At 34.7% G+C, this 18873-nt stretch carries 20 protein-coding genes; 11 read left to right on the forward strand and 9 right to left on the reverse strand.

What is annotated here, in order from left to right:
- Positions 1 to 63 precede the first annotated feature (63 nt).
- The gene (locus tag AC4BC4_RS04895; protein ID WP_490476960.1) at positions 64 to 1146 is read left to right on the forward strand and encodes a hydrolase; all 1083 of its coding nucleotides are present in this window, start codon (positions 64 to 66) and stop codon (positions 1144 to 1146) included.
- A 68-nt stretch (positions 1147 to 1214) separates the two neighbouring features.
- On the opposite strand, the gene AC4BC4_RS04900 is transcribed toward AC4BC4_RS04895, so the two are convergent.
- From AC4BC4_RS04900 to AC4BC4_RS04920, 5 genes are all read right to left on the reverse strand, one after another.
- Positions 1215 to 3551: a glycoside hydrolase gene (locus AC4BC4_RS04900; protein WP_490476961.1), complete on the reverse strand. Its 2337-nt coding sequence runs from the start codon at positions 3549 to 3551 to the stop codon at positions 1215 to 1217.
- 209 nt (positions 3552 to 3760) lie between these two features.
- Positions 3761 to 5167 (reverse strand): sensor histidine kinase, encoded by a 1407-nt coding sequence (locus tag AC4BC4_RS04905; RefSeq protein ID WP_490476962.1) that lies wholly within the window; start codon positions 5165 to 5167, stop codon positions 3761 to 3763.
- Positions 5151 to 5795 carry a response regulator transcription factor gene (locus tag AC4BC4_RS04910; protein ID WP_490476963.1) on the reverse strand — a complete coding sequence of 215 codons (645 nt, stop codon included), beginning with the start codon at positions 5793 to 5795 and terminating at the stop codon, positions 5151 to 5153. The genes AC4BC4_RS04905 and AC4BC4_RS04910 overlap by 17 nt, the downstream gene beginning before the upstream one ends.
- 15 nt (positions 5796 to 5810) lie before the next feature.
- Positions 5811 to 6332: an FtsX-like permease family protein gene (locus tag AC4BC4_RS04915; RefSeq protein WP_490476964.1), complete on the reverse strand. Its 522-nt coding sequence runs from the start codon at positions 6330 to 6332 to the stop codon at positions 5811 to 5813.
- Between the two features lie 167 nt (positions 6333 to 6499).
- Entirely contained in the window at positions 6500 to 7069 is a 570-nt protein-coding gene (locus tag AC4BC4_RS04920) for a glycoside hydrolase family 73 protein (protein WP_438758641.1), read from the reverse strand.
- Between the two features lie 463 nt (positions 7070 to 7532).
- Here AC4BC4_RS04920 and AC4BC4_RS04925 point away from each other — a divergent pair, with 463 nt between their 5' ends.
- Positions 7533 to 7838 (forward strand): rhodanese-like domain-containing protein, encoded by a 306-nt coding sequence (locus AC4BC4_RS04925; protein ID WP_438758642.1) that lies wholly within the window; start codon positions 7533 to 7535, stop codon positions 7836 to 7838.
- Positions 7828 to 8082 (forward strand): metal-sensitive transcriptional regulator, encoded by a 255-nt coding sequence (locus AC4BC4_RS04930; protein WP_438758643.1) that lies wholly within the window; start codon positions 7828 to 7830, stop codon positions 8080 to 8082. Before AC4BC4_RS04925 ends, AC4BC4_RS04930 begins: the two co-directional genes overlap by 11 nt.
- A 334-nt stretch (positions 8083 to 8416) precedes the next feature.
- On the opposite strand, the gene AC4BC4_RS04935 is transcribed toward AC4BC4_RS04930, so the two are convergent.
- Positions 8417 to 9358 (reverse strand): DMT family transporter, encoded by a 942-nt coding sequence (locus AC4BC4_RS04935; RefSeq protein WP_490476965.1) that lies wholly within the window; start codon positions 9356 to 9358, stop codon positions 8417 to 8419.
- 155 nt (positions 9359 to 9513) lie between these two features.
- Here AC4BC4_RS04935 and AC4BC4_RS04940 point away from each other — a divergent pair, with 155 nt between their 5' ends.
- The 6 genes from AC4BC4_RS04940 to AC4BC4_RS04965 all read left to right on the forward strand — a co-directional run bounded on the left by AC4BC4_RS04940 (position 9514) and on the right by AC4BC4_RS04965 (position 15046).
- Positions 9514 to 9915, forward strand: coding sequence for a DUF3224 domain-containing protein (locus AC4BC4_RS04940; protein WP_490476966.1), 402 nt, complete (start codon positions 9514 to 9516; stop codon positions 9913 to 9915).
- A 448-nt stretch (positions 9916 to 10363) separates the two neighbouring features.
- Positions 10364 to 10795, forward strand: coding sequence for a hypothetical protein (locus AC4BC4_RS04945; protein ID WP_438758646.1), 432 nt, complete (start codon positions 10364 to 10366; stop codon positions 10793 to 10795).
- A gap of 181 nt (positions 10796 to 10976) precedes the next feature.
- Positions 10977 to 11246, forward strand: coding sequence for an ACT domain-containing protein (locus tag AC4BC4_RS04950; RefSeq protein ID WP_438758647.1), 270 nt, complete (start codon positions 10977 to 10979; stop codon positions 11244 to 11246).
- Positions 11247 to 11422: 176 nt separating this feature from the next.
- On the forward strand, positions 11423 to 12766 hold the full coding sequence (locus tag AC4BC4_RS04955) for a PFL family protein (protein WP_438758648.1): 1344 nt from the start codon (positions 11423 to 11425) through the stop codon (positions 12764 to 12766).
- 135 nt (positions 12767 to 12901) lie between these two features.
- Positions 12902 to 13288: a DUF1149 family protein gene (locus AC4BC4_RS04960; RefSeq protein WP_438758649.1), complete on the forward strand. Its 387-nt coding sequence runs from the start codon at positions 12902 to 12904 to the stop codon at positions 13286 to 13288.
- A 366-nt stretch (positions 13289 to 13654) separates the two neighbouring features.
- Positions 13655 to 15046 (forward strand): L-cystine transporter, encoded by a 1392-nt coding sequence (locus tag AC4BC4_RS04965; RefSeq protein WP_490476967.1) that lies wholly within the window; start codon positions 13655 to 13657, stop codon positions 15044 to 15046.
- Between the two features lie 118 nt (positions 15047 to 15164).
- Here the strand turns inward: AC4BC4_RS04965 and AC4BC4_RS04970 are convergent, their stop codons facing one another.
- Positions 15165 to 15482 (reverse strand): MBL fold metallo-hydrolase, encoded by a 318-nt coding sequence (locus tag AC4BC4_RS04970; protein ID WP_490476968.1) that lies wholly within the window; start codon positions 15480 to 15482, stop codon positions 15165 to 15167.
- 65 nt (positions 15483 to 15547) lie between these two features.
- On the reverse strand, positions 15548 to 15973 hold the full coding sequence (locus AC4BC4_RS04975) for an MBL fold metallo-hydrolase (RefSeq protein ID WP_490476969.1): 426 nt from the start codon (positions 15971 to 15973) through the stop codon (positions 15548 to 15550).
- Between the two features lie 126 nt (positions 15974 to 16099).
- On the opposite strand from AC4BC4_RS04975, the gene AC4BC4_RS04980 reads away from it, so the two are divergent.
- Entirely contained in the window at positions 16100 to 16471 is a 372-nt protein-coding gene (locus tag AC4BC4_RS04980; RefSeq protein WP_438758652.1) for a VOC family protein, read from the forward strand.
- 327 nt (positions 16472 to 16798) lie between these two features.
- Positions 16799 to 17740, forward strand: coding sequence for an oxygen-dependent tRNA uridine(34) hydroxylase TrhO (gene trhO, locus AC4BC4_RS04985; RefSeq protein ID WP_490476970.1), 942 nt, complete (start codon positions 16799 to 16801; stop codon positions 17738 to 17740).
- A gap of 324 nt (positions 17741 to 18064) precedes the next feature.
- Here the strand turns inward: trhO and AC4BC4_RS04990 are convergent, their stop codons facing one another.
- The gene (locus AC4BC4_RS04990) at positions 18065 to 18706 is read right to left on the reverse strand and encodes a type 1 glutamine amidotransferase family protein (RefSeq protein ID WP_490476971.1); all 642 of its coding nucleotides are present in this window, start codon (positions 18704 to 18706) and stop codon (positions 18065 to 18067) included.
- Positions 18707 to 18873: the final 167 nt, after the last annotated feature.

Consider the following 18873-nt stretch of genomic DNA (forward strand, 5'->3'; position numbering starts at 1 on the left):
TATACTATCAAACCTAGAAATATTTTTTCACCTGCTTTATTACTTTAGAAAGTTGAGAAAATAATGAATTTAAGAAAAAGTATCAAAATCTGTTTAGGTATTCTTGTCACATTTCTTGTAGTAATTCTAGCTTATGTTGGCTATGTCTATTTTAGTTATTCAAGAATTGCTGATAATATACCAATCCAAGCGGTTCAAAAAGCTAAAACAAAACAAACAACTACAAATACAGAATACAAAATCACAACCTTTAACATTGGCTACGGTTCTTATACGCCTGAATATACATTCTTCATGGACGGTGGCAAACAGTCAAAAGCGGTGAGTAAAGAGAGTGTTATTAAAAATATCTCTGGTGTGATTGATACGACTAAAAAAATCGATCCAGATTTCGCTTTATTTCAAGAAGTCGATGAAAAAGCGACTCGTAGTCACAGCGTGGATGAAGTAGCACAAATCAATCAGCAGTTTAATAGCTATTCTAGTGTATTTGCCACAAATTATGATTCAGCATTTTTAATGTATCCAGTTCTTGACCCAATCGGAAAATCAAAATCAGGTATCCTGACTTTGAGCAGTAAAGAAATTGAAACAAGTACGCGCTACAGTTTACCAATCGAAACCAATTTCAATAAATTTTTTGATTTAGATCGTGCATTTACTGTATCGAAAATCCCAGTTGAAAATGGCAAATTTCTTATGCTGTATAATGTTCATTTATCAGCCTACATCAAAGACCAAAAAATCCAAAAAGAACAAGTGCATAAATTATTCGATCATATGGAAAATGAATATAAAAAAGGCAATTATGTTGTTGGTGGTGGCGATTTTAATCATGATCTACTAGATTCTTCGTCTGAGACATTTAAAAATGATCCAACAGAAGAATACACTTGGTTACAACCTTTTCCTAAAAAAGAGTTGCCGAAAAATTTACACGTCGCTACGATAAGCCAAGCCAATGTCTCTGTACCATCCGTTCGTAATTTGGATAAACCTTACAAAAAAGGAGAGTCGTTTGTTGCACTAATCGATGGATTCATTATTTCGGATAACGTAGAAAACGTCAGTGGAGAAGTGATAGATGCTGAATTTGAACATTCGGATCATAATCCGGTTGAGATGACCTTTAAGTTGAAAAATTAAGAGGCTAGGACATAACGCAACGAGTTATGTCCTAGCCTAAAAAATTTGAATAAATACTTCTGTCCTATTTATCCGTTCGTTTTTACAACAGTTTCTTTGCCATCATCAATGATCAAAGCAGTATGACTGGCAACTTTAACACCCTCTGCATCGTAATCAGTATCAGAGAAATTAGCAATCACAGATAATGTATCACCAAATTCTGTTTTTTGAACTAATCGATTCTCAGTTAAGATTTTAAAATCTGTCATTTCATGTTTTAAAGCCGTTTTTTGGAACGGACTCCAGATTTGCGCATTGTCAGAGATATCTTGTTTATGTTCATCCCAAGCGGATTTGTCGATGTGCATCATTGGCGGTGTATTATATAAATATTCTTTGATACGACGCTCGCCGACTTGATCTTTGATTTTATAGCTGTCCCATTCCCATTGGTGAGAAGTAATCACAGAACGATTGTAAACAAGTTTATAAAGGGGCAGAGAATAAACAGGATCAGTGTAGATTGCTTTGTATTCTTCCTTGATTGGTACGACTTTTTTGTATTTTGTTGGAATACCACCATCTAATGCTGCGTAACTTCCTACATAATAATCACTTTCTTTATTTTCACGCATATCTGGATCTGACCACATGATGACGGGAGTTTCAATACCGTGAGCAAAAACCATATCTTTGGAAGCAAAGTCATTTCCGCCTTCAGAACCAACCACTAAACCATTTTGATTAAAATAATCCATTCTTTTTAATCGTCCAGCAACATCTTCACTTTGGGTAGTCAAGTGGTCAGGGTCATAGTCATTATAAATTTCACCGGCAGCATCTGTATCTAAGAACCAAGAATTGAATGGAATTTTATTTTGCACGATTCCGTTAAAACGTTCTTTTACATCAGGGAAAATGAGTGTCGGATTAAGCTTACGACCTTTGCCTAAGAAACCGGCAACTTTTTCACCATTTTTCTTCGAGACTGTTGCTTCTTCGTAGAGATTTTTATTAGGGAAAGAGGCAGTGTTCCAATCAATGCTGGCATTTTCCTGAATGGATTGATAAGAATCATAAGGGCCAATTAGATAGCCTTCATCAACCGCTGTTTTGACCATCGCAGGATTCATCAAGCCATTTGCCCAGTTGGGTAGACCGATCCAAGCATTATCGATACCAGAGGCTTTCATATCTTTGAAAACATCAGATGATGTTGCTTGTCCCCATTGTTCGATTGGCGGTGTCAAATCATCAAGAACGCTAGCTAATAGATGTTTATTTAATGTATAACGCTCTTGTTCACTTAATGTATCGATACCTTTGTCGATTAGTTTTTGAGCCTCTTCATCTGGATTTTTAAAAATATCTTTGTTATAAAACTGTGGATAAAGTAAGACATAATTGATCGATGTCAAGAAGGTATTTTTCTCATACTGATACCCTTCGTTGTTTTTAAATGCATCCAAAGCTTTTAGATATTCCTCAGAACCATCTTCACCATACTGAGTCAATAATTCACTAATCCATTGAAAAATTGGTTCGTCTATCATTTGAGGTAGTTTCGCCCAGTTGATATCTTCCGATGTTAAAATACGACTGTTCCAATAGTAAACTTGGATTGCGCCGCGCATTTTTTTGATTTCAGGATTTTCTTTTTCTTTTTCATCAAGCGTTTTGAATTCACCTAAATTGATTCGGTCCATTTGATACGTTTTTGCGATTGCGACCGGATCATTGTCTGTAACATAAAGTCGATAATTCAGCGTTTTATTTTTGTCGAAGCCGATAAAATTATGGCTAGCTTCCAATGTGAGGTGAGGTTCAGTTTTGGTTAAAAGTTCGCTATTAAAGGTATTATCCATTACAAATGTTGTGGCAAAGGTTTCTTGATTGGTTGTAAAAAAACTCATCGAGAAAGCTTCGCTCATGGATAATTCTTCATTTTGCTTAAAGTAAGCAAGCCATTCTTTTTGATCATTAGGAATTGTTTTTCCTTCTGCAATCGGTAATACGTAATTTTTAGCATCTAATTTAGGCCAGTTAAATGTTGCATCTTCATCAGATAAACTTGTGAGTGATACAGCTAGATGATTGTTCTCTTTTTTTAGTTTGACTTTGAGCTGTTCATTAGGATAAGTCCAGCTGATCTCATCCGTATTCTTTTTTAAATCAGTCACTTCTTTTATTTCTTGCGGTTTTGATACTTCTGCTTTTTCACCATTTTCGGTAATTGAAACTGTAAAAGTTGGAGGATCAACATCGAATGAGAAATCTGTTTTAGCATAGGTCTTATTTTTCTCGAGTTCTTTGTTGACGACCAGCTCTTCTTGCTTGCTAGACGCATTTGTTTTATTAAAGCTACAAGCTGATAAAGAAAGTGTGATTGCGGCTAGACTTAGATAGATAGTAAATTTTTTCATGATGACCTCCTGAATTTAAAAGCTGAGCAGGCTCGTTCTGATCCGAGAGAAAAATAGGGAAATATGACTGAGGTGCATTTTGCCTCATTCAAATTGCATCTTTTTTCCTAGGAGCAAGCCCGTGAAGCTCAATAACATAAACTAAGTCTACCAACTCAATGTTACAGAAAAATGCCAAAATCAAACACAAAAAAACAAGCGCAAAAATACTACGCTTGTTTACTGACTTTATAAAAATGTAAAACAAAAATCAATGTCTGATGGATCAATCTTGCTTCGATCGTAAAGCTATGTTCATCCATGATCGACTGAACGATTGACAGGCCAAGACCTGTTCCTGAGAGATTTTTATTCCGTGATTTTTCATGGACGTAAAAGGCTTCCCAAAGCTTATTCACCTCAAAATCCGAAGCTAGGGAGGTTTGATTACTGATCGTAAATTCAATAAATTCTTCCGTTTCCCGCCAACTGGCTTGGATTTCTTTGTCCGTAGTGTATTTAATACTGTTGGTCAATAAATTATCAAAAACTCTTTTAAGCAGAATTGGATCTGCTTCAATCAATGAAAGCAACCTATCTGTGTCTGCTTCCAGTAACAAAATTTCTTCTTTTTCCATTGTAGGTCGAAGTTCTGTTAAAGTTTGCCGCCAAGTATCTGATAATTGAATCGGCACTTTATGGATCGGCTGTTGCTGTTCTAATTTTGCATAATCTAACATCTGATCAACGATATCATTCAATCGCTGAGTTTGCTGTAAAATCACCTTTAGATAAGTTCCGTCGTCCAAATCGTCTTCAATTCCTGAACCGTATGCTTTGATCAAGGCGATCGGCGTTTTTAACTCATGAGTTAAGTCAGCTGTAAATTGTTTCAACTGTTCATTTTTAACAAGTAAGTTCTTTTGATAAGTTGCCAAAGCATAACTCATTTTATTGATGCTAAGAGCTAACTCACCAATTTCATTTGACGGAATATCATCTGTTGTGACAAAACTCAACTCAGTGATTTCTTCTGCAACTGTTTTTAAGTTGACCAAAGGATCAGTTATTTTTCGAACAGAAATATAAATCAATACAATAATTAAAACCAAGGTCAGACTCAAAGAAATAAAATTAAAGGTATTGATCAAGCTCGCTGTTTCAGAAAAATTCACCGTAGAAATACCGACCAAATAAAAAGTGTTATCAATCACGCGCATCTCAACTAAGAAAGTGGATTTCTGTTTTCCTTGATCGAAATTACGTTGAACAGGTTGAGGAGCATTTTGTAGTTGATCCAATGTTTCTTGTGTGATCCAAAAACGATTTAATGCTACTTTTTTTCGATTCAACTCTATATTCAAAGATTCATTGAAATCATCAAGTGAGGTATCATCTAAATTTCGAGTAATGATCGTGACTTGATTTTTGTTTTCTAGTTCAATTAGTTGTTGTTCTGAATCGGCTTGATGTTTTATATCAGTCATAACAGAGCTAACTTTATGTTCCATTTTTGAAAAATAGTAGTGCGGGACGATTAAACTATTCAAAACAAACATAACAATAAAGCTGCCAATGATGATCAATGAAAAGGTCAAAGTAAGCGTCGTACTGATTTTTCTAGTTTTCTTTTTCAATGAGATAGCCCACTCCTCTTTTGGTGGTGATGATCTCATCGCCAATTTTTTCACGAAGTCGTCTAATATGTGTGTCAACAGTTCGTGCTACGCCATCATAGTCCATTCCCCAAACACCGACTAAAAGCTGTTCCCTTGTTAAAATACTCCCGCGGTTTTTAACAAGTATCATCAGCAAATCAAATTCTTTTTTTGTTAAATCCAGAACTTGTTCCTCTCTCCAAATTTTTAAATTAGCTGGATCAATCAGTAAATCTTTTACATAAAACGAATGCGTTAGACCAAGCAATTTTTTAACACGTAATAATAATACTTGAGGATGAAAAGGTTTGGTGATGTAGTCATCTGCACCGCTGGATAAAGAAAGAAACTCATCTTCACCAGTTGATTTTGCGGTCAGCATCAATACCTTTAATGAACTTTCAGCTTTGATCGTTTTAATGACTTCAATGCCATCGATTTCAGGCATCATCCAATCAATAATGGCTAAATCTAATTTTTCTTGATAAAAAATATCTAAGGCTGCTTCACCATCCAGCGCAGCAAAGACCGTAAAACCAGCTTTTTTTAAATAGGCACTAACGATTTGGACCATTTCCGGACTATCATCGGCAACTAAAATATTCATATGAAAAGACTCCTTTTAAAGATCTGTTATTTTTTGTTTTAAGTAAAGGAATTGGCAAACAAGTAAAAGTGAAAATAATTCGATCAACGAAAAATCTACATAAAAGACGAAATAGCTTGGCGGATACAAAACACTTGTCAGCCAAGAATCTGACGATAAAAAAAAGAATGTATAAAGACTTTCAGCTACGAAAAAACTCAAGATACAACTAGGAACAATTAGCAACAAAGAGCCAAGAAAAAGCTCCCGGGTTACTTGCAGCACGGAAGCACCTAACATTTTTTTGATGATAAGTTCTTTTTTATCCAGTATTATAGCTCTATGAAAATAGAGGAAAAGATACAAAACTCCAAATAAAAATAAACCGATACTGAAAATAAGTAACGCGATTTTTAAGCTATTTAATAAAGTGAGTAAAACTTCATTAGAATCTGATTGAAGCAAAGCCTCCAATGAATCGGTCTGTTCCAGTATCCTTTTTTGTTCTATTTCTTCCAAATGAATCACAGTAAACCATCCATGAAACAGTATCGCCAAAAAAAAGAAATACAGAAAAGAAAAAATGCTTTTCAAAATGGTTCTGACCTTATTGCGTAGGAGATCATTAATACTATCTTTTAAAACATAATAAAAGGCATTCATATCAACAATCTCCTAACTTTAAGCATCACAGGTTGCCAAGAACAGCTTTTGATATGCTTTGTCTATTTATCGTATTTATTTAGTTTAAATTCATCAATCAATTCAATTAATTTTTCAGCATAGTCTGGGTCAGTCGCGTAACCACCATTTTGCAAGGCAACAGCTGCTTCACGGTAATTTTTGCTTGTTTTAATTCCTTCATAAGTGCCACCTTTTAAAAATTCCATATGGTCAGCCATGGATTCTTGAATTGTTCCATATTTTTTAAATGAATCATCTATTGTGATTCGTTCACCATCAATAAATTCATCTGTGGGCATAATACTGGATTGGTCATTAAACGTACCTTTGATCCCAAATAGATTATTTGCTTCAAGTGCCAATTCACTGCGGCCCCAATCTGATTCCAAAATAGCTTGGGCAACGGTGATACTGGCAAATAAATGGGTTTGCTTTTGTAAAAGTTTCGCTTCAGATGCTATTTCATCAATAAAAATCTGCTGATAAGCAGTCGCTTCATCTTGGATTGGTTGTTCTTCTTTATTAAAAATCAGAAAAATACTAGCAAATGAAAGAAGTAGAATCAATAGTAAAGGGAAGATATTTTGTTTTCTAAGCATTCCTTGATTCATGTGATAACCTCTTTTCTTGTTGTTATTTTAGTAACTGTATTCATTATAGAGGTTCAATGTTACAAAAATATGCCAAATGAGTTAATATTTGTTTGATTTTCTTAAGAAATACTTTAGTTTGACAAGAAGTAGGATAGTAAAGTCTATTTGCATTCTAAAAATAGGAAACAAGATTCTTTACAATTCAAAAAAAATCAATTAGAATTAATTTCTTAAATACCCATAGGGGTATAATGTGACAATTGTTGAAACTGCTCCGCAAAACCTTCATCTTTTCTTCTTCAGCAAATCGTCAAGGGCATCAAAAGGACAACTACCAATAAAGAAATCATCGCTAGTTGTCAATGTAGGAAACGTAGTTCATTAGCTGAGCGAATCTTAAAAATAATGATTTTAGTGTTAAAAATTTAGATGGCACTTTTCAACTATACAGTATGATTTACCATCAGGAGGTTATTAAATAATGTATAAAGCAATGATGATCGATGAATTTGAACAATTGGAAAAAAGAAATGACTTAGCTATTATAGATGTACGGGAAGACGATGAATATGTTTCAGGACATATCAAAGGAGCAAAAAGCATGCCGCTAAGTACGTTACAGGAAACAGCTGAATCTTTAGATAAAGCACAATCTTACTATATTATCTGTCAAGCTGGTGGACGTTCACAAATGGCTAGTGAATATTTTGCTTCATTAGGGTATGATGTAACGAATGTAATGGGCGGTATGTCCGCATGGGAAGGGAACGTTACTGATGACGTGTGATCCTAAACTAGCGAATCGATTGAAACGTTCTGAAGGACAGCTTCGCGGCATTTTAAAAATGATGGATGAAGGAAAAGATTGCCAAGAAGTGGTGACACAATTAATGGCTGTTCGATCTAGTATTGATAAAGTGATCGGACTTGTCGTAACTGAAAACCTGAAGCAATGTATGGAAGATGAAATGATCGATTTAGCCAGCGAAGATATGGCAAAAGCACTGGAAATGATCGTAAAAACAAGATAACATAAAAAGTCGAAAATCAGTAGACGCTGGTTCTCGATTTTTTTATTTTATAGTGAGGGGTTCTTTTTTTAAAGCCAGCCCGTTTGCTCTAGTTCACATAAAGAAACGGAAACTCTGAATTGGGATGTACGGAAGAATTTTGATAAATCTAGATGACCAGCCTCCGTTATAATACTAATAGGATCATTAAATAATGACGGTTGTTTGCTATTCGTTCATTATTTCTCATTCATAAAATAAATAGCCGACCTAGAAAATGTTTAGGGTGGGAAAAACCTTATGAGATATTCTACGAAAAGTCATTAAACTTAACTGAATGACATCCATCAAATAGTTACTCAGTTAGTTCTAATTTTTTATTTTTGCTAATTTTTTCGCCATAGTTTGCAAATAACAGTACTGATAACAATACAATCCCAATCCCAATTATTTGTATTGGGGGAAGAACTTGACTTAAAAGTAGTGGTGTTAAAATATTAGCAACTAAAGGTTCTAAAGCAGCCGTTATATTTGATAACGATGCTTCAATGTAATTTAAGCTGCCTAAAAAACAACAAAATGAAACCGCAGTACCAATGACAATTATAAATCCCATATACAAAATAACTTTTTTATCGATAGCAAAACCAGGTTGCCAGATTGGACGGATAAGCTGAAATACGCCTCCCCCAATTAACATTCCCCAACCAACTACAACAGGTGAACCATAGTTTATCAAGATTCTTCGGGGTTGCAATGTGTAAAAAGCAACGCCAATAGCTGAACCTATCCCTATTATCAATCCCGAAATATTAGCATCTAATTTTGTGAAATTTCCTCGCGTAACAATTAAAAAAACACCTACAAAAGCAAGTACGATATAAAATAATTCTTGCAAAAGCAATTTTTTCTCTTTCCTTAGAACTAAATAAAGGTAAATAAATATTGGACTAGTAAATTGAAGAATAGTTGCTAAACCAGCACCATTTTTTTCTATTGATAAAAAAAATAAATATTGACAACCACTCATGCCAAACAATGCAAATAGAAGCAGCATGCCCGTGTCTTTTTTAGATTTGAATATTGAAAATATTTTCTCCTTTTTTATGAACGTTGAATATAATAGAATGATGATTCCTGCTCCTAATAATCTAGTCCCGACTACCCATTCTACTGGAGCTCTTAATGTTGAAAAGACTAAATCTACAAAAGTTCCATTTATTCCCCAAAGTATTGCCCCTATTACTGCTAAGAGAATTCCTTTTGTTCTTTTATTTTTCCCTATTTTTGAAAACAAATAAATACCTCCAATTACAAAATATACGTTTACATTTTAGCAGAAAAATAAACTATACAAAAGATTTTTCAAAAAATCTCGCGCTTAATTTGATCATTTTAACTTGCAAAAAGAACGTATGTTTGCTAATCTGGTATTTATAAGGAGGGATAAGTGTGAGCATAGCATTCAACGTAACAAAATGGGAAGAGCAACCAGTAGACGAACAAAAATTAGATTTTCCAGTGAATCGTGTTCAGGCAGAATACGAACTAGAAGGTCTTTTACAAGGCAAAGCTTGGGTCGAGTATCTTCTTTATTATTTAGAGAGCAACAAAGAAGATGGTCACTTGGCAACAGCAAGGATCACAGGATTTCTTCACTTTGAAGGCCAATATAAAGGAAAAACAGGAACCTTTACAGCAGCTGAAAAGGGGATTTTTGATAAGGGATCACTGGATTCACCAGGAATGATCATTAAAAGTACGGGAGAATTACAAGGTTTGACGGGGTCTTATCAATATGATTTTATTGGCGAAGAGAGTAAATTGATTTTGGATTTTAAGGATGATGAATAAAGACAAAGCAATAAGTCTGGCAGAACAGCTGAAAGTGTCGATACACAGGGTGTAGCGATTCAAGTTTGTCTGCCTTATAAGTTCCAGTATAAGCTTAAAGCGGACGAAATAGAGGCATCCTTTAATTGGATCTCCATTATTTTGTCCGCTACTTTTGCTGATGATGAGCACGATCAAAATATTGTGGGACTACAACATTTAACAGCAACCAACCTAAAAAGTATCACTCTTCTAGTCATTAAACTTTCCTTTGTATTCAAAAAAGTAGAACAATAAATTGCTGTTGATTTTTCAACATGTGGACGAGAAGATGAAGCAAACACGATTGGATCAATCATCAAAGATGAGTTTTTAAAAATCAGCCATATTTATTTTTGATTCAATTTTGATTATACCTCTTGAAACAATGATTTATGACTGAGATAATAATAGAGAAAAGAGGGATCATATGGGACAAATTTGGCTTGAACGACTACTTCGCTGGAATGCAAAGATCCAAAAATTATTGGTAGGAAGATATGCTAGAATGGATCAATTAAACATAACACTATTGAAAGGAATGTTAGTTTTATTGCTGGTCAATCTATTTTTACCGACAATGATTGCTTTTTGGTTAGCGGCGTTACTTTTATTAGGACTAAACTACCGTTTCTTTTCCAAGAGAATTTACCTGCGCTCCAATGAAAATACTCGCTACATAGTTAAAATGCAGAAACTAAAAAGCAAGTTTGATTTTTCAAAAGAAAAGCTCAAAGCGCGTAAAACGTATACTTTTTTTAAGTGCCCCAATTGCAAACAACAACTAAGAGCACCAAGAGGAAGAGGCAAGATTAAAGTCACTTGCTCAACTTGCAAAGAACAATTCAATAAAACTGTTTGAATAAGAAAACTTCTGAGAGAATTTAATAAAAGTTCAGAAGTTTTTTTGTTAAATAAAAAACGAACGTTCATTAATTTTCAACGTTTTTTGTTCTGATTTTTTGTTAATAATTGAACAAATTATGATATAATAGGAAAAACTTATTTAGCTATTTTAGCTTTTATATTTAGGAGGAAACTATATGCGCGCAGTATTGACAGTTATCGGTAAAGACAAAGTCGGAATAATCGCTGGAGTCAGTCAAAAATTAGCCGAATTGGATATGAATATTATTGATGTTTCACAAACGATCATGGATAGTTACTTTACAATGATGATGGTACTAGAAATGTCTAAAGACAACAATAATGTCGAGATGATTCGTTCCGAACTAAATTCTTTAGGAGAAACGTTAGGTGTGAAAATCAGTATTCAAAATGAAGAAATTTTCAATGTTATGCATAAATTATAAAAATCAATGTTGAGTCATCTAGTTATACAGGTCAGCAATAGACACTACATTATCCAGCTGCCCGGGCTTGCTTTTAGGAAAAAGAGAAAAGATGTCTGTGATAAAAACGGTCACAAGCGTAATTTCTGTCAAGGTCGAACAAGCTCTTTCAACGTTTAAATTTAGGAGGAAAAACTTTGGAAACAAATCAAATTCTAGAAACGATCCGTATGATCGAAGAAGAAAATTTAGATATTAGAACGATCACAATGGGTATATCATTGTTAGATTGTATTGATAGTGATAGCGATCGAGCTTGTCAAAAAATCTATGATAAAATCACTCGTTTAGCTCAAAATCTAGTTAAAGTTGGAGAAGAAATTGAATCTGAGTATGGGATTCCGATCATTAACAAACGAATTTCAGTAACACCGATCGGAATCATTGCGGCTGCGAGTTCTGATACAGACTATGTAAAATATGCCAAGGCACTAGATAAAGCAGCACAAGCAGTGGGAGTTAATTTCATCGGTGGATTCAGTGCATTGGTTGAAAAAGGCTACCAACATGGTGATGAGATTTTAATCAATTCGATCCCTCAAGCATTAGCTGAAACAGAATTTGTTTGTTCTTCCGTAAATATCGGATCAACAAAAGCTGGCATCAACATGGATGCAGTTCGTCATATGGGATACATAATCAAAGAGACAGCTGCAAAATCCGATATGGGCTGTGCCAAGTTAGTCGTGTTTGCAAATGCAGTGGAAGATAATCCCTTTATGGCAGGTGCATTTCATGGAGTTGGCGAAGCAGATTGCGTAATCAATGTCGGGGTCAGTGGACCAGGTGTTGTTAAACGTGCGCTCGAAAAAGTAAAAGGCGAGCCTTTTGATGTTGTGGCAGAAGTGGTAAAACAAACAGCTTTTAAAATTACTAGAATGGGACAATTAGTAGGTAAAATTGCATCAGAACGTCTAAATGTTCCTTTTGGAATTGTGGATCTATCCCTTGCACCAACACCAGCTGTAGGAGATAGCGTAGCGTATATTTTAGAAGAGATGGGTCTAGAAAGTGTGGGAACGCATGGCACAACAGCAGCTTTAGCGTTATTAAATGACGCAGTGAAAAAAGGTGGCGTGATGGCATGTAATCATGTCGGTGGGCTATCAGGTGCTTTTATACCAGTTTCAGAAGATGCCGGAATGATCGATGCGGTCAATAATGGTGCGCTGAATTTAGAAAAATTAGAAGCAATGACAGCAATCTGCTCCGTTGGTTTAGATATGGTCGCTATTCCTGGTGAAACATCGGCCGAAACAATTGCTGCGATGATTGCAGATGAGGCTGCAATCGGTGTGATTAATCACAAAACAACTGCTGTTAGAATCATTCCAGCTAAAGGGACAAAAGTTGGTGATATGGTAGAATTTGGTGGATTATTAGGCAGAGCACCTGTCATGAAAGTAAATGATTATGCTTCGACAGACTTTATTTTACGTGGTGGACGGATTCCCGCGCCCATTCATTCATTTAAAAATTAGATTAAAAAAAGGGCTTGAGTATTCGTGATAAAAAGATGTGTGGTATAATAAAATTGTAGATAAACTATTGTTTGTTCAGAACTATTTGAATAGAGATAATCATTATTGAACTTAAAAAAAGGGAGAGTTTAATTCATGGAAATAAAACGTCAACAAGAAGTCGTAGAGGCTTTTCATTACGATATGCGGACTCAAGATATGGAAGAAGTTGAAACAGATCTTAGAGTAGGATTTTCACCAATCGAATCAACTGATGAAAACTATCCAAAGGAAAACTCGATCATTGCTGCTCGTTTAGAGTTTCGTCTGATTTTTGAAGAGTATATCTTGTCAGGTTCAGTTAGCCAGATCAATCATATCATCAATCATAAAATTGAAAGTCAGGAAGATATCTCGCAAGAAGAAGTGGATGAATTAGTTAGTCCACTATTTAATATCGTACAACGCATGGCATATGAAATTACTGAAATCGCGTTAGATAAACCAGGTATCCAATTAAACTTCCAATCAGCAGCTGAATAATGAACACTATTTAAACTAAAATCGTTTAAAAAAGAGTTTGTGATAGTTTTTGACTATCACAAACTCTTTTTTTGTATCATTGCAGAAACAAAATAATAGCTATTAGTCTTTCAAATTAGGTACAATAGATTTATCACTGAAAATGAATTGATTTATTTTTAGGGCGGATCGTTGAAGAACGATCCCCGGGAACCTTTACTTCCTTTGATGGACTTGTCATTTCAATTGCGTCTTCTGGCTTCACTAGTTACTTTTCGGGAAAAAGATCAAATTTACCTGTGATAAAAAGTATCACAACTATAATTTCTTATTTCTCTATCAGTGTTGAATGAGCCCGTTACGCATCTAAATTTAGGAGGGAAAAAAATGACAACACTCATCACTGTTTTAGTGGTCCTTGCTTTTCTTGCAGTGTTATACGTCTTTTATCGTATGCAGACAAAACACTATAAATTTTCAACCCGTGTTTTTGCCGCATTGGGTGTAGGTATTGTATTAGGTGCAATTATTCAATTCGCATTCGGTACCCAAGACGAAGTTACAACGCAAGCAATGGAATGGATCGGTATTGTAGGTAATGGATACGTAGCGTTTTTACAAATGCTCGTAATCCCCTTAGTTTTTGTTTCTATCGTCGGAGCATTTACTAAGATGAAAGAGTCCAAACAATTAGGTAAAATTAGTTTCAATGTACTAGCAACCTTATTAGGTACAACAGCTATTGCGGCGTTGATTGGAATTGGTACAACCTTATTATTTGGCTTACAAGGAGCAAAATTTACACAAGGAATGGCAGAAACGGCACGAATTGCAGAACTTGCGACGAGACAGGAAACCGTTGAAAATCTATCGATTCCTCAGCAAATTTTAGCGTTTATTCCTAGAAATGTTTTTGCAGATTTTGCAGGTACAAGGGCAACAAGTACGATCGGTGTTGTGATCTTTGCAGCATTTGTCGGTGTTGCATACTTAGGTATAAAAAGAAAAGCACCGAAAGAAGCAGAATTTTTTGCGAATTTGATTGACAGCCTTTATAAAATCACGATGCGTATTGTGACTTTAGTTTTACGTTTAACACCTTATGGCGTTTTAGCGTTGATGACAAATGTTGTAGCGACAAGCGACTTTGATGCGATTCTTAACTTAGGAAAATTTGTACTAGCGTCATATACTGCGTTGCTTATTGTAATGTTCGTTCATTTATTGATCTTGGTTGCAGTTAAAGTAAATCCTGTGAATTATTTGAAAAAATCTTTCCCAGTTTTGAGCTTTGCTTTTACCTCAAGGTCAAGTGCTGGAGCATTACCTTTAAATATTGAAACACAAACAAAAGCATTAGGTGTTGATGATGCAACAGCTAACTTTGCAGCAAGCTTTGGCTTATCGATTGGTCAAAACGGTTGTGCCGGGGTGTATCCAGCTATGTTGGCAACAATCGTTGCGCCGACTGTTGGGATTAATGTTTTTAGTTTAGAATTTATTTTAATGTTAGTTGCGATCGTAACGATCAGCTCGTTTGGTGTGGCTGGTGTCGGTGGTGGTGCAACATTTGCTTCGTTGATTGTTTTAGGCTCTATGAATTTACCGGTGGCTATTGTTGGATTAGTAATCTCTGTAGAACCATTGATCGATATGGCTAGAACAGCTATAAATGTCAGTGACAGTATGGTAGCAGGGATCGTAACTAGCGCACGAATCAACGAATTAGATCGAGATGTTTTAAATGATAGTAATTTAGTTGTTGAAGAAAATGCATAAAAAGTGATTATTTATCTTCACTGAGAAAATTAAGTATAAAAGAAGGTTGGACAGAAGCATTTGTTCGGACTCCTTGAGGCTAGGATATAACTCTATGAGTTATATCCTAGCCTCCTTTTTAGTTCCATTCGATTTGCATTCCGACACCAACTTCTTCAATGGATTGTTGATAATGAATTTTTGCTTTTGCTTGAAAGGAGACACAATGATAAGGATATAAACTAGTTATTTCATTATTTTTGAAATACTCGATTGTTTTATCTAATTGTAAGTCGTCATCAAATAAATGAAAACCACCGATGATACTTCGAATTGTTTGATTACCAGTAATTTGTTTAGCATATTCACAAATATTGCTGATGCCACTGTGAGAGCAACCAGTGATGATATAAATGCCATCTTGACCCTCGAAAACCAGAGCAGAGTCATCTAACACATAATCCGGCGTAAAATATTCTAGTATTTTTGTTTCACCAACTTGTTTACATGGTTCAAAATCTACTAGTTCGGGTATTTCTCCAAGAAATGTAATATTTGGTGAAAGCTTAATAGGTTTTTTGAAAGAAGTAGCTTATAATTTTCTTGAAGTTCTTCCGTGCTTACAGAAGATCCGATAGCCAATTCGTCTTCTTTCTTAGGTAAAAAAGTCAGTGGATGGGCTATGATTTGTGGCTTTTGCTTTGAAAAAATTTCAGAAATTGATTTTAAACCACCAGTATGATCATTGTAACCATGAGATAAAGCCAATTTTGTTATTTTACTCAAATCAATATTTAATAAGTCAGCATTTTTTATAAAAACATCACTGAATCCCGTATCAAAAAGAATTTTTTCTTTTTCATCCTCAATATAAAAAGACAACGCAGGTTCACCCAAATAATAATGATCGATGTATACATTATTATCTACCAAAACAGTTAGTTTCATATTTCCTCCTCTTAAAGCAATTATATTTGCATAAATATTACCATAAGTTATGATAGAAAGTATATAATAGAAAAGCACGTATCTTAAACGAAAAACAGAATGAACTAAAGAATAGGAGCAAAAATCATGTTTACAAATCAAATCAAAATAATGTTATACGTAACAAATGTAGAAGAGTCAAGTAAGTTCTGGCAAAAAATCGGCTTTGTAGAAAAAGAAAGAGATGCTGTTGATGGCACATTAGTTGTAGAGATTTCACCAACTGAAAATGCAGATACAATGATTGTTTTATACGATTTAGAATTTATTCAACAACACTCACCAGAAGTTGCTGGAAATACACCATCATTGATGTTTTTCGCAGATGATGTGATGGCACTATACAAAAGAATGAAAGAAGCAGGCGTACGAGTAGGTGAACTAGTACAATTACCAACAGGATTAGTATTTAACTTTGCTGATAATGATGAAAATTATTTTGCTGTATCTGGTCAGTAAGGAATCAATTTGAAAAAACTAGCCAAACTTTTTTAGGAAAGTTTGGCTAGTTTTTTATCTAGTGTAATTGTAAAGGTAAGATACTTTTATCGATTTTTTATTGATTCAGCTGCACAAACTAGATAGCTGAACAAAATTTTTTTCTGATTTATTTATAGTCTAAATGGAATGTTTCGCTTTTTTTATATGTGCATTTTTCCACAAGCAAATAGCTCGCTTTTCTTATTTCTTTTTTTATATACTAAATATGTATGAAGAAAAAATCAGGGACTGTACAGTTATTATGGAGATAGCAAAACAGTTTCTAAGAAAAAGGAGAAAGATAAAATGGATTACCGCGTATTACTTTATTATAAATACACGACGATTGAAAAACCCGAAGAATTTGCAAAGGAACATTTAGCTTTTTGTAAATCATTGAATCTAAAAGGAAGAATTCTAGTTGCAACAGAAGGGATCAACGGTACACTTTCAGGAACGATTGCTGATACAGATGCTTATATGGACGCAATGCTAGCTGATGAACGCTTTAAAGATACTTATTTCAAAATAGATGAAGTGCCAGAAAATGCGTTTCATAAAATGTTTGTCCGTCCTAGAAAAGAACTCGTTTCTTTAAGCTTAGAAGAAGATGTGAATCCGTTAGAAATAACTGGAAAATATTTAGAACCAGCTGCGTTTAAAGAAGCATTACTTGACGAAAACACTGTTGTAATCGATGCAAGAAATGATTATGAATTTGATTTAGGTCATTTTAGAGGTGCTGTACGCCCAGATATTCGCAATTTTAGAGAATTGCCGCAGTGGATCAGAGACAATAAAGAACAATTTATGAATAAAAAAGTTGTCACTTATTGTACTGGTGGTATTCGCTGTGAGAAATTTTCTGGCTGGTTGATGAAAGAAGGCTTTGAAGATGTTTCTCAACTTCATGGTGGTATTGCTGTTTATGGAAAAGATCCAGAGACAAGAGGCGAGCTATGGGACGGTAAAATGTATGTCTTTGACGAACGAATCAGTGTTGAAATTAATCATGTTGATAAAAAAATCATCGGGAAAGATTGGTTTGATGGTACGCCATGCGAACGTTATATCAATTGTGCCAATCCTTTCTGTAACAAACAAATTTTAGCCTCAGAAGAAAACGAAGCGAAATATCTTGGTAGTTGTTCTGATGAATGTCGTCATCATCCTGCAAATCGTTATGTGATGAGAAATGAACTGTCAAAAGAAGAAGTTAAGGAGAGACTAGAAGCGATTGCAAACTAGTAGGTGAAAAATATATTTAGATTAGAGGGAAAACTGATCGTTTGAATTTTTCTCTCTAATCTAAAGTGTTAGAGTATTAGGAGAGAGCAATTCATCCCTCGTTGTAATCAAGGATTAAAGAAAATCGTTCTTAAACCTTGAGCTTATTTTCGAAAGTTTTAGAAGTCGATAGTCAAAAGAGTAGATAATTAATTTTTAACCAGACAAAAAATTTTGTCTGGTCTTTTTATGATTGTAAGCTAGATCATCTGAAGCACTAAGTTTATTCTAGTAAATTTAATTAAAAATCGATTTAGATTAGATCCAATTTGTTTAGGATAATGGCTAATTATCTTGATTACTAGAGGGTAAAGTTTGCATGAGTGAGAAGAAATATTCAGCCTCACCAGTATTAAAATAATCGTACCAAAAATTCAGTGTGTCCGATTGAAAAACTCCTAAATGTTCAATAATTTGTTTTGTCCATAACAAAGCTCCGGTAGAATTTGCAGTAATAAGATTGTGATCCGCCACTGATGGCTGATCTATATAAAAGCGTTGGCCTTTATAAGCAGGTGAAACCATTTCAAGAAATCCTGCTCCATTACTGGTATGAGGACGCTTATCCAATAGCCCAACATTAGCAAGTGCAGCAGTGGCCCCACAGATAGCACAGACTGTAAAGTCTAGAGCGAGAAATTCACTGGCTTTTGTTATTATAGCACCATGTTTTGGGTCAGCCCACGTGTCTGCACCTGGTAATATTAGCATGCTTGTTTCACTCACATCAATAGCATCAATCAAGCAATTAGGCACAATGGTCAGTCCACCCATTGTATGGATTGGCTCCATAGAATGGCTAACCATTTTTAACGATAGTTGTTGAGCCTCTTTTTTGAAAAAACGACCAGAATTTAGCTCAGAAAGAACGTATCCCATTTCCCAGTCGGCTAAAGTATCAAGAACGTAAACATAGATTGTAAACATAAATTTCCTCCATTGTAATTTTTTTTGCTACAAGGATGTGATTTGATAATAGAATATTTATCTATTGCTAATTCAGCTCCATATATAATGGTTTTTACCTGTTCTTATAACAGTAGGTAAATTTTCATACCCTATTTAACGAATAGGAATAGCATCGATGATATTTT

This window comes from Enterococcus sp. AMC1086 (genome assembly GCF_058216575.1).